The organism is Marinomonas rhizomae, from assembly GCF_024397855.1.
GTDB lineage: Bacteria > Pseudomonadota > Gammaproteobacteria > Pseudomonadales > Marinomonadaceae > Marinomonas > Marinomonas rhizomae_A.
Window position 1 is genome coordinate 2,995,184 of sequence record NZ_CP073343.1, and the last position, 15,846, is coordinate 3,011,029.

General features: G+C 42.7%; 12 protein-coding genes. 7 read left to right on the forward strand and 5 right to left on the reverse strand.

What is annotated here, in order from left to right:
* Nucleotides 1-6: 6 nt before the first annotated feature.
* Nucleotides 7-951: an AraC family transcriptional regulator gene (locus tag KDW99_RS14150; RefSeq protein ID WP_255825632.1), complete on the reverse strand. Its 945-nt coding sequence runs from the start codon at nt 949-951 to the stop codon at nt 7-9.
* Nucleotides 952-1,070: 119 nt separating this feature from the next.
* Between KDW99_RS14150 and KDW99_RS14155 the strand changes: the two genes are divergently transcribed.
* Both KDW99_RS14155 and fdhA read left to right on the forward strand, forming a co-directional pair.
* Nucleotides 1,071-2,309, forward strand: coding sequence for an FAD-dependent oxidoreductase (locus KDW99_RS14155; protein WP_255825634.1), 1,239 nt, complete (start codon nt 1,071-1,073; stop codon nt 2,307-2,309).
* A gap of 243 nt (nt 2,310-2,552) precedes the next feature.
* Complete coding sequence (fdhA, locus tag KDW99_RS14160) at nt 2,553-3,746, forward strand: formaldehyde dehydrogenase, glutathione-independent (RefSeq protein ID WP_255825636.1); 1,194 nt, start codon at nt 2,553-2,555, stop codon at nt 3,744-3,746.
* A gap of 106 nt (nt 3,747-3,852) precedes the next feature.
* Here the strand turns inward: fdhA and KDW99_RS14165 are convergent, their stop codons facing one another.
* Complete coding sequence (locus tag KDW99_RS14165) at nt 3,853-5,415, reverse strand: NAD(P)H-hydrate dehydratase (protein WP_255825638.1); 1,563 nt, start codon at nt 5,413-5,415, stop codon at nt 3,853-3,855.
* Between the two features lie 188 nt (nt 5,416-5,603).
* Between KDW99_RS14165 and KDW99_RS14170 the strand changes: the two genes are divergently transcribed.
* The 3 genes from KDW99_RS14170 (at nt 5,604) to KDW99_RS14180 (ending at nt 8,347) form a co-directional block, all read left to right on the forward strand.
* Complete coding sequence (locus KDW99_RS14170) at nt 5,604-6,059, forward strand: VF530 family DNA-binding protein (protein WP_370646808.1); 456 nt, start codon at nt 5,604-5,606, stop codon at nt 6,057-6,059.
* Nucleotides 6,060-6,364: 305 nt separating this feature from the next.
* Nucleotides 6,365-7,360 (forward strand): porin, encoded by a 996-nt coding sequence (locus KDW99_RS14175; RefSeq protein ID WP_255825640.1) that lies wholly within the window; start codon nt 6,365-6,367, stop codon nt 7,358-7,360.
* 207 nt (nt 7,361-7,567) lie between these two features.
* A complete protein-coding gene (locus tag KDW99_RS14180; RefSeq protein WP_255825642.1) occupies nt 7,568-8,347 on the forward strand; it encodes a helix-turn-helix domain-containing protein in 780 nt (259 codons plus the stop codon).
* Between the two features lie 40 nt (nt 8,348-8,387).
* Here the strand turns inward: KDW99_RS14180 and KDW99_RS14185 are convergent, their stop codons facing one another.
* The 3 genes from KDW99_RS14185 to KDW99_RS14195 all read right to left on the reverse strand — a co-directional run bounded on the left by KDW99_RS14185 (nt 8,388) and on the right by KDW99_RS14195 (nt 12,721).
* Entirely contained in the window at nt 8,388-9,701 is a 1,314-nt protein-coding gene (locus KDW99_RS14185; RefSeq protein WP_255825644.1) for a sulfatase family protein, read from the reverse strand.
* On the reverse strand, nt 9,701-11,644 hold the full coding sequence (locus tag KDW99_RS14190) for a TRAP transporter permease (RefSeq protein ID WP_255825646.1): 1,944 nt from the start codon (nt 11,642-11,644) through the stop codon (nt 9,701-9,703). Before KDW99_RS14190 ends, KDW99_RS14185 begins: the two co-directional genes overlap by 1 nt.
* Nucleotides 11,645-11,713: 69 nt before the next feature.
* Complete coding sequence (locus KDW99_RS14195) at nt 11,714-12,721, reverse strand: TAXI family TRAP transporter solute-binding subunit (protein ID WP_255825648.1); 1,008 nt, start codon at nt 12,719-12,721, stop codon at nt 11,714-11,716.
* A gap of 263 nt (nt 12,722-12,984) precedes the next feature.
* On the opposite strand from KDW99_RS14195, the gene KDW99_RS14200 reads away from it, so the two are divergent.
* On the forward strand, nt 12,985-14,739 hold the full coding sequence (locus KDW99_RS14200; protein ID WP_255825650.1) for a SulP family inorganic anion transporter: 1,755 nt from the start codon (nt 12,985-12,987) through the stop codon (nt 14,737-14,739).
* Between the two features lie 32 nt (nt 14,740-14,771).
* Entirely contained in the window at nt 14,772-15,689 is a 918-nt protein-coding gene (locus KDW99_RS14205) for a LysR family transcriptional regulator (RefSeq protein WP_255825652.1), read from the forward strand.
* Nucleotides 15,690-15,846: the final 157 nt, after the last annotated feature.

The following is a 15,846-nucleotide window of genomic DNA, read 5'->3' on the forward strand; positions in this document are numbered from 1 at the left end:
ACGCTGTCATGCGTAGAGTTTACGATAGGTGGTCGGGGAGCAACCCATCTGCTGATTGAATACCCTACGGAACGCACGGTCAGATTGATAACCCACTTGCTGTGCAATAAGAGTAATGGAAGTTCGGGTTTCGGTGAGTAAATCAGCCGCCAGCTGCATACGCCAGCGATTCACATAGTCCATTGGTGTCTGACCAACCAGATGATGGAAACGCACGGCAAAAGAGGATCGTGATAGGTTCGCTTCCTGTGCCAAAGCAATCACAGACCAAGCACACTGCGGCTGTGCATGAATAGCCGCCAGAGCACGACTAATATGACGATCCTGTAGACTCTTTATCCAATGGTTAGACGGCACTGTATCAGACAGCACAGCGGAGCGAATCAAGCTGATGATAATTAATTCGGCCAACTGATCGGCCACGGCAATGTAACCGGGCTTATCATCATCGACCAGACATTCGATGGCCGAATGGGTCAATGGCAATAACTCGGTATCATCACGCCGCAATACAATAAACTGAGGCAATGCTTGCAGTAGAAAATCACCGCGCCCTCGACGAAAAGTAAACGCCAAGCCCAACATGCTACAAAGTTCGCCTCCACCGCCCCACGTCAATTTTTGGGTTGAAGTAGGACGATGCCGTGCATCCATCCCTTGGATATCTTCCCCCTGCCACGGCAGGTCATTCATTATTGAGGCTGCAGTCCCCAACTCAGATAACAACTGACAATCCCCTCCTTTGAGTGCCAGCAACGTATCACCGGGTTGCAACTGAACAGCCTCCATTCCAGCCCATGTCACCCAACATTGCCCAGTAACAATACTCAGGCAATATCCGGGTAAAAAGTCCTGCACATTAACCCCCCAAGGGGCCGACATGCGCCAACGGGAAATACTCGTGGACTCGATCCTTAAGGCCAATAAGACACTGCTTAATAAGTCCATCATGCTTCATCACTATAGGATTATTTGTCCGAAAGTATGGATCAATGCGCATAGTTTGTTCAAGTCGCAACTCGTATTGTTTAGATTCCAAACAAAATAACAAAAAATCGAGAGGTACACACATGACATCAACAACAGCATTACCATGGCGCAAAGGCAAACGAGTAGCGATTATCGGTGCAGGCCCTGGGGGCGTATCAGCCGCATTAGCATTACATCATCAAGGATATGATGTGCGCCTCTACGACAAAAGCCCAAAGCCCAAACCTTTAGGTGGTGGTGTGCTACTGAGCGTTCCAGTACTGGCGATACTGCGTAAATACGGTGTTGATCTGAATAATTTCGGCTCTTATACCTACACTGAATTTCGCAACCATCGTGGCCGAGTACGAACCAGTGTTCCCTCCAATGCAAAAGTTGAAGAGTCATTCGGCCTCAAAGGTTGGCACTATGGCATGCTACGCGCTAATGCCTTTGCACGGATGATGGAGTGCCTGTCAGAGGGTATTTTGATCGCCAATCATAACTTTCAATCCTACCGTGAAGACAGCGATCACATCGAGATCACATTCACCAATGGCAGCACTGTCGAAGCAGATATCCTAGTTGGTGCCGATGGCATACGTTCTGGAGTCTCCCGTCAGGCCTTTGGTGAGCCAGATCTATTTCATGTTGGCTTGCGAGTTTGGCTGGCATGGTGTGATGCAGGCGGCATTGAAGGCATCCTTCCCCATACCGCGGCGGTTACCCACTCGAATAAATATCAGGCTAGCTTTTTCCCAATGCTACACGATGGCAAGCCGGGCTATGAATGGTGGGTGGTTGAGCCAGTAAAAGAAAATGCACCGGAGCCAAAAGACGTCAAAGCACATATCCAAGGCATACTCAAAAACTGGTCGGATCCGCTACCCCAGTTCCCGAATGTGACGGACTTCAACAAACAGATTTTTTGCTGGGATATTTATAATCGCCCATCGCTTAAGCAATGGAGTCGCGGCCGAGTGGTTTGCCTAGGTGATGCGGTGCATCCTGTTTCCCCTTATGCAGCTTACGGTATGGGAATGGCGATTGAAGATGGGTATTTTCTGGGTAAGGCTATGAATCAACTGGATTTAAGCGATATGAACTCCGTCATACGAGGCTTTTCTCAGTTCGAAGCGGATCGGGTCGATTATGTGAATCACCATGTGGAGTTTGCTCGTAAACTGGGTAACCTATTCCACTATTTACCTTCGCCCTTAGCCAAAGTCCGAGACTTTGTGTTTGACCACACAAGTTTTCTGGAAAAAATGATCACACGGGACTACCTCAAAGATCAGGAAGCCATGAGTCTGTCCCTACATGAGCTGCATATCTCCTAGCTTACTTTACAGCTAAGAAGTAGCTTGATGTTGCTTCTTAGCTGTGTCATATAGTAATGATGGGCATTTTGAATCTGTTTTAACAAGGTATTAACGAATGCAATCGTCACGCAGTGGTCGCTATTATATTTTCGTCGTTTTTAGCATGTTTTTATGTCGCTCTAAGGGCTACTCTTTATTTTCACTGGTGACAGAATAGCCAGTCGTGCGCACAACAAAAACAACAGTAAAAAGGATGTCGATATGAGTAATCATGCAAACCGCGGTGTTATTTATCAAGGTAACGGCACTGTCAAAGTAGAATCAATCCCCTTTCCAGAACTTTCTATTGGCAAGCGCCGATGTGATCATGGCGTTATTCTAAAAGTTGTTACTACTAACATTTGTGGTAGTGACCAACACATGGTTCGTGGTCGAACAACTGCTGAGAAAGGCCTAGTTCTTGGCCATGAAATCACTGGTGAAGTTATCGAATGTGGTCGCGATGTCGAATTCATTAAAGTCGGCGACTTAGTATCGGTTCCTTTCAACATTGCTTGTGGCCGTTGCCGCAACTGTAAAGAAGGTAAAACAGGCATTTGTTTGAACGTAAACCCAGCTCGCCCAGGTGCAGCATACGGTTACGTTGACATGGGCGGCTGGGTTGGCGGACAAGCTGACTACGTTATGGTTCCATACGCTGACTTTAACCTACTAAAATTTCCTGATAGAGACCAAGCACTGGAAAAAATCCAAGGCCTAACTTTGCTGTCTGACATCCTTCCTACTGGTTACCATGGCTGTATTACGGCTGGTGTAGGTCCAGGCTCTACTGTTTATATTGCTGGCGCAGGTCCTGTTGGTCTAGCTGCTGCGGCATCCGCTCACCTACTTGGTGCAGCCTGTGTCATCGTTGGTGACATGGTGGAAGATCGTCTTAACCAAGCACGTTCTTTCGGCTGTGAAACAATCGACCTTACTCAAGAAGGCGACATCCAAGATAAAATCGAAGCGATTCTTGGTGATCGTGAAGTCGATGCGTTTGTGGATTGTGTAGGCTTTGAAGCACACGCTTGTGGTTGTAACCACAAACAAGAATCTCCAGCAGTCGTTTTGAACTCTGCAATGCAAATGACACGTGCTGGTGGACAGATTGGTATTCCTGGTTTGTACGTAACAGAAGATCCAGGTGCCACTGACGAAGCGGCAAAACTAGGCAGCCTAAGCATGCGCTTCGGTCTAGGTTGGGCGAAATCTCACTCATTCCATACTGGCCAGTGCCCTGTTATGAAGTACCACCGCCAACTAATGCAAGCCATCTTGTTTGATAAGATCGACATTGCTAAAGCGGTTAACGTACAAATGATTTCACTTGACCAAGCACCACAAGGTTATGCTGATTTCGATGGCGGCGCAGCGAAGAAATTCGTTATCGACCCTCACAAAATGGTAAGCTAATTCAGCTACCAATCTAGAACGCTAGATTAAAAAAGGCCTTGTTCCGCAAACGTTTACATAACGAGAGTTGAACAAGGTCTTTTTTGTTTTATCTAAATAATCCTATTTAATCGCTGAAGTATTGTCTCTTAAAAGCAGATAACACTTTCGGAAGATGATCTGGTAAGTCTTCTGCAATCAAGCCAATTCCCACCTCATTACCTACTTCACCATGTAACCAAACCGCAGTCGCTGCGGCATCAAATGGCAGCATGCCTTGAGCAAGTAATCCGACAATAAAGCCCGCCAACACATCCCCAGAGCCACCGGTTGCCAGATCCGCAGGCGCGTTTGAGTTGATAATCGCTCGGCCATCAGGCGACGCAATGACGGTGTCCGCTCCTTTCAATACCACCACTGCACCACTTAATTTGGCGGCAAGTCGAGTTCGCGTTAATTTGTCAGCCACGCATTGTTCATTAATGTCAGGGCTTTTATTAATATCAGTGCTTTCATTAAAAGTAGGAAACAGACGTGCAAACTCCCCTTCATGAGGTGTCATCACACAAGGTCCATTAATCGCATCAAAAAGTATTTTCGGATCATCTGCAAAAGCACTGAGTGCATCAGCATCCAACACGGTAGGACGATTAGTCGCCAGCGCAGCCAGAACAATTTTGCGTGTCCGTATTCTTTCAAACCCAGCCAAGCCAGCACCTGGCCCGACTGCAATAGCGTTGTGACGGGGATCGAGCAATAACTCTTCAAAATCTTCTGCTTCTTGGCTCTGCTCTAACTTCGCCACCATCACGCTAGTCATCGCCGTAGCATATATTGCCCACACTTTAATTGGCACGGCCAGCGACACCAAGCCCGCGCCAATTCGCATAGCGCCACGAGCGGTCAAACGGCTTGCGCCAGTGATATTTTCTCCGCCATACACCACAGCGTGTCCACGATGAAACTTGTGTTCCTCTGAACGAGGCCAAGGGTAATCTCGACACCAAAGCTCAGGGCTATTTTCCCAAGTCTGGAGGTTCAACTCGTCTAAAACAGGATCGGGAATGCCAATATCAGCAACAACAAGCTTGCCGCACAAACCACGACCTGGAAATAATAAATGGCCAGGCTTTTTACGAAAGAAAGTCACCGTTAATTCAGCAGGGGCAACATTGCCAAGCGCAGCGCCGGTTGTACCATCCACACCACTAGGAACATCAATCGCACACACAGAAATTTTACGCTCGATGATTCCATCTACCATGTCACGAGCCTTGCCTTCTAAGGCATGTGTCAAACCCGCACCAAACATAGCGTCGATAACCAAATCAGTTTGCTCTAATAAATCAACAGAATACGCTTCAACCTCGCCTTGCCAAGCATAGTAAAAATGCGCAGCTTCTGGCGATAATTTTTCAACAGAACCCCAAAAAGCCAGACGCACCGGCCAACCAGCAGATAGCAAAAGTTGAGCGACAACAAAACCATCCCCGCCATTATTACCCGGCCCACAAAGCACCAAGACAGAACACCTAGACCAGCGACCGAGCACAGCATCAGCAACAGCCTTCCCTGCCGCCGCCATAAGTTCCATAGCTGGCACACCGGCCACAACGGCAGCGCTATCAGCCTTTCCCATTTCGTTTGCGGTTAGAAGAAGTTTGGGGGATTGCTTATGTATGTGCTCCATTACCTTCCACCTATTAATATCTGAGTCCTGATAGCATCCAATGATGGCTGCTATGCTTTAAAAACTAGTTTACTTTAAATGCATTCGTGAAAACCATTAGGGTTGAACGTTTATAGGTATTTCTACAACGACTGAGATTAGGCTTTACTATATTGTATTGGCTGTCACAGGTATGATGGCGCTTTCTAATGCCTTTTAAATTATTCGACATACTACCGGACACTCTTATGAACGACGAGATCAACTACGAAAACAATCCACTACACGGCCTAGGGTTACAAGAACTGCTCACCCAGCTAGTTGATCACTACGGTTTTGAGATCCTATACGCTTACCTGAACATCAACTGCTTCAAAACTAACCCGAGTATTGAGTCCAGTGTAAAATTTCTCAAAAAAACCGAATGGGCACGAGAAAAAGTAGAAGTTTTCTATCTGTATAAATTTAAAAACTTACCCAGAGTATCCTCTGAGCAATTCGAACTGCCACCGCGAAAGCGCATTATTCCAGAAGGCCAAACACCCCGCGCACCAGCAGAATTGAGTTTTGAAGATGCGGAGCGAGTACGAGAAAAGCAGGCAAAGAAAGCCGCTGAGCATGGCAAAACGAAAAGATATGGAAACCGAAAATTCAATAACCTCTAAGACAGATAGACAACGGGGGGAGCATCCCCCTGTTATTTAATAACGACTAATATTAAGTATAATCCTCCTCTGTTTACCATAACCGAAAAACCAACATTTAATTAAACCTTTAATATTTATACAAAAACCTCACCTTAAAAAAACACCCCAGAATTAAATTAAACCGCTAGCATTCAAAAAAACACCATACAAGATAAATCACATAACAACCCTTACGGTTCACTAGGTGAAACACACCATTTTCACTCTCCTCACACCTGTTAATATATTTATTTGTAAAAATAATTATTAAAAAGGCACATATTATGAATAAAAAAACTAAAATTTCATTATCAGTTTCGATACCATTATTACTTAGTCAAATCACAGTAGCGGCTGAATCTCCAGATACCATCATAAATAAGCCAAAATTCACTTTACTCGCTAGTTTTGGTGTTCTGAATGTCGAAGAGAAAGATTTTGACCCTGAAGCATTTAAAACAGAAATTGGGGTTAGCGGTATAGTTACATCAGATGGTTTGAAAATCATTTATAATGTTAAGGCAGATCTTTCAGATGCAATAAATAGTAGAGATACTGGCGGAACAGACGGTGAAGCGGATATTCATGTTAAAGAGGCAAACATGATTTTCCCCACTTCATACGGCAATTTTGTATTATCACCAAGATCAACAAGCGGTCAATATAGAGATTTATACGCTAACGTAAATTATTTTGAATACAATGCCGCGCATTCTGGAATGTCATCTCCATCAGGAAACACTTTATTTGGTCAAGCGTCTGAAGGAAGCGATGTTGTTGCTTGGTCATCCCCTAAGTTTTATGGAATAAAATTTGTCGCTGCTATGCTGTCTGTTAAAGAAGATAATGAAAATGATTTTGACGTAAAGTCGTTCCGTGCAATTTATAATCAAGGTGAATTTAATTTTGGCGTTGGCCATGTTATTGCTAGCAAAACATTAACATCTGCCTCAGAAGATTATAAGCGATCTGCAATTACTGCTGGTTACAAATTTGAAAAATTAGACTTGGGCACCACGTACGAAATAAACACAGATACATTTGGGTCATCTGGTGACTACAATACTCTTGGCGTTGCTGCTCGTTACTATATAAATAACAGCTACTCTGTAGCTGCTGCTCTCTACCAAAAAGACTCTGATATAGATAACAATGATGATGAAGGAACAGTTTTTCAGGTCAAAAAACAACTTGGAAAGAACCTTTCTTTTTGGGCTGAAGCCGCCAACTATGACATAGCAGCGGATAACGTAGCACTAGGCATTAACTTAAGTTACTAATCTTCCAGACTTTTTAGCTTTATAAAAATGCTCAGGTATTACTCCCTTTTTTACTTGGGCATTTTTATATCAAAAAACACTACAACATCCTTTTTTTTGAATACCCATTCTCCCGATAAAAACACTATCATTAGATATAAAATATAAAACCCTTTCATTTAAGACTTTATTTTTAAAATAAAAGCCATGCTTTAAAAGGTTAATCTTATGGTTAAATCAATTAATTCTGTAACCCGAGCAATGCATGTCTTAGATATATTAAAAAAAACACCAAAACCACTTACACTTTCTGAACTTCAGCGATGCACAAATATAAACAAATCGACTTTACTAAGAATACTAAAAACATTAAGTATTAATGGCTGGGTAATCAGGTCTCTTTGCGAAAGTAAGTACAGTATATCTTCCTCTATACTAGAGGAAATCCTACCTAAATCTCCAGAAGCTCGTTTAGCAGAAGCAGCAGCACCAATATTAGATAGCCTTTATTACAAATTAAATTGGCCATCTGATATTAGTGTCCGAGATAACGATAGAATGAAATTATTAGAAACAACACGCGACAGACACTCTTTTCTTACCACCAAAATATCTCAATGCCGGCCTGAGTTTTTATATTCTGGAGTAGGACGTTGTTATTTAGCATTTTGTAAAGAAGAAGAAAGATTAGAAATACTATCTAAACTGAGACAATCAAAAAATAAAGAAGGTAAACTAGCTCAAGATACTGAATATTTAAACCAAATAATTAATCAAACTAGAATACTAGGTTATGGTGTTAGACAATCGTCATACTATAATCATCGCAACCAAAATGGCATGCTTATTGAAGCTATTGCAGTTCCTATAAAAACACGCCATGAAAAATTGATTGGATGCCTTTCTTTAGCTTGGTCACCAGGCTGTATAAAAAATCACGACTTAGAGAAAGAAGTCGTTTTGCGCCTCCAACAAGCAGCAATCGAAATAGCAAATCGTATGCCATGATAAAACCAGCCCTTTAAAAAGGGCTGGTTTTATAAGACCACTACCTTTGCGGCATATCCGCAACACTGTAACCTAAACTCACCACGGCATCTTCTGGTATCGCTGGCATAGTAGCGTTCCAATCGAGCCATTGTTGCCTCATACTAACGAGTTTTTCAGGATAGCGTTTTCCTAGATTTGCTCGCTCACGAGCATCATTCGTCACATTAAATAGATACTCATGCTCATCAACTTTTAAGTATTTCCAGTCGTCTAGTCGAAGCGCTCGCTGACCACGATGTTTCATACGCCAATATAAAGGTCGTTCAAAACGCCCTGTTTCACCTTTCAGTACTGGCATAAGAGACACACCATCAACAGGATAATTCGGATCAAATTGACCGTTACCAGCTTCAAGCAAGGTACGTGACCAGTCCATTGTCATACAGTGCTGCATGCTAACGCTGCCTTTTTCCACGACTCCAGGCCAACGAACTACCCAAGGCACGCGAATCCCACCCTCGGTTAGGTCCATTTTCCCCCCAACCAAAGGCCAGTTATCAGAAAAACGCTCGCCACCATTATCACTGGTAAAGACAATTAAGGTGTCATTCGCTATACCATGCTTCTCTAACGCTTCCATAATACGTCCAATGCCTTCATCCATATGATGAATCATTTTTCTATACGTATGGATGTTGCCACCTTCAAGATGGAACAAGGTAGAAAGATTATCCGCAAGATGCGCATCATCTCGTGTTTCCCAAGGCCAATGTGGGGCTGTATAATGAATACTCAAGAAAAATGGCTGTTCAGGACTTTCTTCTGCTCTACGATTAATAAAATCCAAAGAATGCTCTGATATAAGATCCGTCAAATAGCCGATCTCTTTATGCTCTTCTTCATTAATCCATAAGTCATGATCACCATGACCGCTTTTATGTGAGAAATAGTCCACACCGCCTGCCATGATGCCGAAAAACTCATCGTAGCCAGAAGATCGAGGTCCAAAATGAGGAGGATAGCCAAGGTGCCATTTCCCCATTAACCCCGTATAGTAACCCGATTTTTTAAGCTGAGATGGTAACGTAGGTATGTGCGGAGGCAAGCCTAAAGTAGAGCTACCAATACTCTTACTATTGATTGGCTCTTCCAGAGCGCCACGAAGGCGATACTGATAAGCCATAGTCATTAACGCAAAACGGGTAGGTGAGCAAACAGGAGAGTTTGCATACCCCTCCAGAAATATCATGCCTTCTTCTGCCAACTTATCTATATTCGGTGATACCTGACCAAATTGAGCTTCACGCCCACCGTAGCACCCTAAATCTGCGTACCCAAGATCATCAGCGACAATGTATATAATATTGGTCATTATTTTGCTCCCTTAAAACGCTGCAATATTGTTAAATCATGACGTAAATGCCAAACCCATAAAAAGATAGCCATTGAAATGCCAATCTGATCCCACAGAAGACCTGGCGCAAATAATAAAACGGCTGCGACTAAACGCGTCGCGACTTCATAAAAGCGTAACTTATGCATATGAAAGCCAGTCAAAGCAGTTGCCATTAATAAAATCCCAATAACTAATTTTGTTAATAACCAAAGCCAAGGAATCAGCTCAAAATCAACGCCAGAATCAGATGTAGTGAGCAGTAGAGGATTAAAGGCAAACGTAAATGGAATGATGAATATCATTATCCCCACTTTAGAAGCCTGTACAGAGGTACCAATAGGGCCACCCTTCGCGATACTGGCCGCAGCGAAAGCGGCGATAGCAACAGGTGGCGTAATTGCCGACCCTACCGCGATAAAAAACACAAACATATGCGCGGTAAGTGGCGCTAACCCAAGCTGCTCCATAGCAGGAATTGCTATCGTTGCGACAGTGACATAAGCAGGTAAAGTTGGCATTCCCATTCCAAGTACAATGCAGCATAGTGCGGCAATCAGTAATGAAACCAACAAAGAGTTTGAAACAATACTAGACAGCAAAACACTAAACTTGACCGGAACACCTGTCGCCGATAAGGCTGAAATAACAATACTCACTGCAGCAATGGCCATGAGCAAGCCAGCAAAGGTTCTGCCACCTACAGAAAGGCTATGTATCAATTTTACGGGCTTTGCCCTGATATCCGGGTTGATAAGACTTAACGGAAATAAACAAGCCAACGCAGCAATTGAAGCGCCAGATGGCGATAGCCCATATAATAGTAATGACACAATAATAATGAGAGGGATAAAAATCAGTAAAAGATTTAAGTAGTCTTGCTTATTTGGCTTATCAACGCCTTCAAACTCATCCTCCGCTTTTATATCAAGGCGACGGGATTCGAAAACAATCATCGCAAACAGGCTGGCATAATACGCAATGGATGGCACTAACACGGCAATAATGACAGTCATGTAGTTCACACCAACAAAATCCGCCATCACTAGAGCAGCCGCCCCCATAATAGGTGGCATTATTTGCCCACCAGTTGATGCAGATGCCTCTACTGCACCCGCAAAATTAGGAGAAAAACCTCGGCGCTTGATCATAGGAATGGTAATAACACCTGTTCCTACAACGTTACCTACAGCACTACCAGAAACGGTACCAAACAAGGCTGAGGACAACACAGCCGCATGAGCAGGGCCACCCGCTGTTTTACGCATCCAATGAAACGCAATGCGGATCATAGAGTCGCCTGCTCCCACGCCTTCTAGTAACGCTCCTAGTATAATAAATGGAAATACAGTAGTAATTACGATGGCAAAAGTACTGCCTAAAATACCGGTATCAAGACTGTATAAAAGGTTTTGGGCCAATGTTTCATTAACATCATGACTCACGGTTTGCAGTGGTCCCGGCCAATACTGACCTGTCGCCATATACAAAATCCCGATCACACCAAGTAAAGCGACTGGAACGCCCCAAATACGCCAACAAAAAAACAATGCACCAGCTGACGCTAAGACCGCAATCCACATTTCGCTGGAACCAAACAAGAACATGCCGTCATCAAGTGCAATACTCACTTGATAGAATGACCAACAACACCACAGCAAGCCAAACATAAATACCGTGCTAATAGCCGCCACTAATATATTGTTTTTTCCATGCAGATAACTTTCCATCATAGAAAAAGCAATGGTGACAACACACAAAGCAAAAAACGTCGCTCTAAAAAACACCAGTGGAAATGGCCCTATACGCAGATCACCAATGGCAGGCATCACATTCGCTAAGCCATATAAACATATCATTAAACTCAATATGACAATGACCGCCGAAACAAGTCTCAGTAAAAGACGAGAAGAAAAAAACATAAGAAGCTCCTTAGACAAAGAGCAAGCTCTTTGTCTAATGAAAATTACATAAAAAATACCGAAGAGCGATTACGACTGTGAAGGCAATAACTCTTTTGGAATAGCAATTCCTGCTTCTCGATAATAACGTACAGCCCCTGGGTGAAGAGGTGCATTAACGCCGACAAAATAATCAGTCGTTAGCAGATCATTAAAAAGGGGATTTGATTTTGCCAATGCTAAACGGTTCTCAACAAACTCCTTTGTTAACGTGTAAGCAATATCATCAGAAAGGTCTTTTTTCACAGCCATCATCATTATAGTCTGCCAAGTCAAAACGGATTGTTCATTCACCTGACCTGGGTAAGTATTCGCTGGAATCTCAGCTGCCTGCATCCCTAGACCTTTAGGCGGAATCATTTTCGCTCCTGGAACGCCGAGCAGTCGAATATCATTCGAGAGACTGAGCTCCGCTAGTGATTGAGAACCTAAACTAAAAGTCCCGACAAACACATCAAATTGTCCATCCTGATAACTTTGTGCAGCCGCTCCCCAAGGCGCTTTAATGGCTTCATATTCACCTTCAGCAAGCCCACCTGCCGCAGCAAGACTCATAATTTGCGAGTTAGCGGCACCTGCTGGCGGCCCAATAAAAACTCGCTTGCCTCTTGCATCAGCCCAAGTATTAATACCCGAGTCAGCTCGAGTAATGGCATGATAATAACTACCTGGTAAAGTAAATAATCCTCGTACATTCTTAGACAAAGCCTTCGCTTTATCTGCCATCCTTGCATATGGTCCTACACCCTTTTGCATAGCTGTGAAGGCTAATGGAGGAATAACGGCCGAGTCCAAACTCCCCTGTCCAATTTTCAAAAGTGATTTGGTTAATGTCTGATTAAGAGATAATTGAATATCAACACCTTGCTTAGACCAATAAGGCGCCATGGCTTGAGGAAACATACCAAGGATACTGTTAGGCGTAGCCGATTCCATACCAATTTGCTCTGCATGAGCGGTCGAAGCAATAAAAGAGCTCGCGAATACGACACTAACAGCACACAATCCATTTTTTAGAAGTTTTCTAGGGTTATACATTTTGTTCTCCGGCTCGATGTTATTTTTTTTGTCTAGCTATCTCATCAATCTACCTTCTATTTTTATATCCGTAAAATACCATTTTAAGAGATTAATCAATCATTAATGAATACTAAATTTCAGCATGATATCCATTAATGATTGATTGGATATCTGATTTATCATTTTAATAATAAAACTTTATGTTTTATCATCTATAAAAAAAGCATTTATTACAGACTCAAAGAACCCAGATCAACCCTTTTCTACCTAATGGAATCATCATGCTTCAAGCCATCTTGTCGGTCTTATTTCCTTTCTTTTCTTGGGCTCAACAACAAACACCCGCTACATTTAAAAAAGATCTGATGGCCGGCATCACAGGGGCTGTATTAGTCCTCCCCCAAGGTATTGCTTACGCATACATAGCGGGGTTACCTCCTGAAATTGGGCTATATACAGCCATTGTTTCGGCGTCTGTTGCAGCCCTCTTTGGCAGCTCCTTTCATATGATTTCAGGTCCCACAGCGGCTTTATCCATTGTTGTCGCCTCTGTTGTACAACAAATAGGCTATTCCTCCGTCGCAGAACAAATGACCATAGTCGTGACTCTTTCATTTCTTACAGGCCTGATGCAGTTTTCTTTAGGTGCTCTTCGACTAGGAGCCTTGGTCAATTTTATTTCTCATACCGTAATTATTGGCTTTACTACTGGCGCAGCCATACTCATTGCCACCAGCCAAATAAAGCACTTTTTAGGGATCAAATTGGCATCAAACCTATCATTCATCGAGGAAGTAGCGGCTCTCGTTGAACACTTTAGTGAACTGAATGTCTACGCTTTGATAATAGGTATCGCTACTTTAATCACGTCATTGCTGATCAAACTTATCAACAAAAAACTCCCCAATTTATTAATAGGCATGGTGTTTGGTAGCATCATCTGCTTATTGCTAGATGGCCAAGCTCATGGGGTTGCCATGGTACAAAGTATGCTGGGGACCTTACCCCAGTTATCTTTACCTGATTTTTCATCTTCACGTATTCATAACCTATTTCCAGGCGCTTTTGCAGTGGCATTACTTGGGCTAATTGAAGCCGTATCGATAGCTCGTGCTATTTCAGTCCGATCGAAACAGATAATTGATGGCAATCAAGAATTTGTTGGGCAAGGAATGTCGAATTTAGTCGGTGGTTTTTTCTCCTGTTATCCAAGCTCTGGCTCTTTCACACGATCTGGTGCCAATTACGACGCCGGAGCAGTTAGCCCTCTTTCTGCGGTGTATGCCGCCATTATTGTGGCTATCGTGATTGCGTTCATCCCAACGGCCACCTCCTATTTATCACTTCCTGCAATGGCTGGCAGCGTACTATTAATTGCTTGGAATTTAATTAATAGAAAAGAAATCATCGAGACTCTAAAACTCAGCCACGCAGAAGCCATCATTCTATCAGGCACTTTTCTGTCAACACTTTTTATACAATTAGAGCTTGCTATCTATGTAGGTATTATTTTGTCCATTGTTTTTTACCTGCGCAGAACCTCAAGACCTAGACTCATCGAGGTTGCTCCGATACAAGACGCAGAACACAGAATCATCCGAAATATTCATCGCTACTCTCTGGCCGTTTGTCCACAAGTAAAAATCATCCGCATTGATGGGTCCTTGTATTTTGGCTCTGTGGATTATGTACAAAAAGAAATCAGCAAATTCAGTAAGGATGGGACAAAGCATCTCATCATTGTTGCCAAAGGCATCAATTTTATGGATGCTTCAGGTGTCCATTTACTCGAGTCCGAAATAGCACGAATTGAAAAGTTAGGTGGCTGTGTCAGGATTTGCTCCCTAAAAGGCACCGTCTTAGATGAGATTAGGTCCATGCCAGTATTCAAATCTTTTCTATCAGCTTATCTAACCAATAATACAAAAGACGCCATCACAGGGATTTTAGAACATATCAATAAAGAAAAGTGTCGTCATTGTAGTGCGCGTATTTTCAATGAATGTGCTAGCTTTCCAGCTGATCAAATAAAATAACAATTTAAAAAAGTCTTTATAGGTCCCAACTAATGGAATCAAAACATCTTATTTATTTATCTGTCATTCTAGAAAAGGGGTCTATTACCGCAGCTTCAGAACATCTAAATATTGCACAACCCACTTTAACAAGAGCAATGGCTACCCTTGAAATGCAGGCTGGTGCACAGCTATTTACCAGAAGTCGTTTTGGTGTTTCAAGCACGCCTATTGGTGAATCTTTAGCCAGAGAAGGCCGAGCTATTACCCGCAGACTTAGCTCAGCAAAAGAACAAATCTCTCGCTACAAATTAGGTATCAAGCACAATTTACGAATAGCCACAGGATCATTACTTGCGATGGAGATATTACCGGCCATTATTGAAAGAATGCTGGCTGAACAACCAGATATTGCAATGACAGTTACTTGCCTAAACCCTTCAATCGCCTTAGAAGGCTTAATGGATGATCAATTCGATATTATTATTGCACCGCAGCCTGCGGATAAAATAACTAAAAACTTACATCGTGAACTCATTATTGAGGATAGAATCGGCATTTTTTGTGGAGAAAGTCATCCACTCGCAAACAAGAAAAACCTTCAAATTGAAGATTTTTACGAGCTTGATTGGCTTAGTCTAGGCATTGCCTCGTATTTCGAGAAACAAACAACTGAGATGCTCACATCCTATGGTATCCACAGCACAAGAACAAAAGTGATCTTTAGGAATGATGCAATCATGATCATGAAAATGCTGTCTACCGGTCGATACTTAGCCGCTCTACCCCATTTCCCTGTTTCTGTGATTAAAGACGGTTATTCAGTGAAGGAAATCAATTTAGAAGATGTTATTCCGATAGAACGAAATATCTACATTATGTGTGCTGATTCTTTAAAAGAACAATTCGCCTTTGAATCTTTCAAAACAATCACTCAGCAAGTCTTTTCTGAATTAACAAACAAAGAATAAAATGCCTTTTAATAATTTCATAAGGCTGACAGCCCTTGTAAAATGCTCTGAAATACAAAAATACCATTCTGTCAGTGGTGATTGTGAGATCATCACCAGATAATCTAGATAGTTATGATGAGCTTTTGAGTAAACAACCCAAAATAACGAGGGAATT

Bases quoted from the DNA above. Each gene is read 5' to 3' on its own strand.
- KDW99_RS14165 (WP_255825638.1), bottom strand. From the start codon at position 5,415: ATGGAGCACATACATAAGCAATCCCCCAAACTTCTTCTAACCGCAAAC.
- KDW99_RS14180 (WP_255825642.1), top strand. From the start codon at position 7,568: ATGGTTAAATCAATTAATTCTGTAACCCGAGCAATGCATGTCTTAGAT.
- KDW99_RS14170 (WP_370646808.1), top strand. From the start codon at position 5,604: ATGCCTTTTAAATTATTCGACATACTACCGGACACTCTTATGAACGAC.
- fdhA (WP_255825636.1), top strand. From the start codon at position 2,553: ATGAGTAATCATGCAAACCGCGGTGTTATTTATCAAGGTAACGGCACT.
- KDW99_RS14175 (WP_255825640.1), top strand. From the start codon at position 6,365: ATGAATAAAAAAACTAAAATTTCATTATCAGTTTCGATACCATTATTA.
- KDW99_RS14200 (WP_255825650.1), top strand. From the start codon at position 12,985: ATGCTTCAAGCCATCTTGTCGGTCTTATTTCCTTTCTTTTCTTGGGCT.
- KDW99_RS14205 (WP_255825652.1), top strand. From the start codon at position 14,772: ATGGAATCAAAACATCTTATTTATTTATCTGTCATTCTAGAAAAGGGG.
- KDW99_RS14150 (WP_255825632.1), bottom strand. From the start codon at position 951: ATGATGGACTTATTAAGCAGTGTCTTATTGGCCTTAAGGATCGAGTCC.
- KDW99_RS14190 (WP_255825646.1), bottom strand. From the start codon at position 11,644: ATGTTTTTTTCTTCTCGTCTTTTACTGAGACTTGTTTCGGCGGTCATT.
- KDW99_RS14155 (WP_255825634.1), top strand. From the start codon at position 1,071: ATGACATCAACAACAGCATTACCATGGCGCAAAGGCAAACGAGTAGCG.
- KDW99_RS14195 (WP_255825648.1), bottom strand. From the start codon at position 12,721: ATGTATAACCCTAGAAAACTTCTAAAAAATGGATTGTGTGCTGTTAGT.
- KDW99_RS14185 (WP_255825644.1), bottom strand. From the start codon at position 9,701: ATGACCAATATTATATACATTGTCGCTGATGATCTTGGGTACGCAGAT.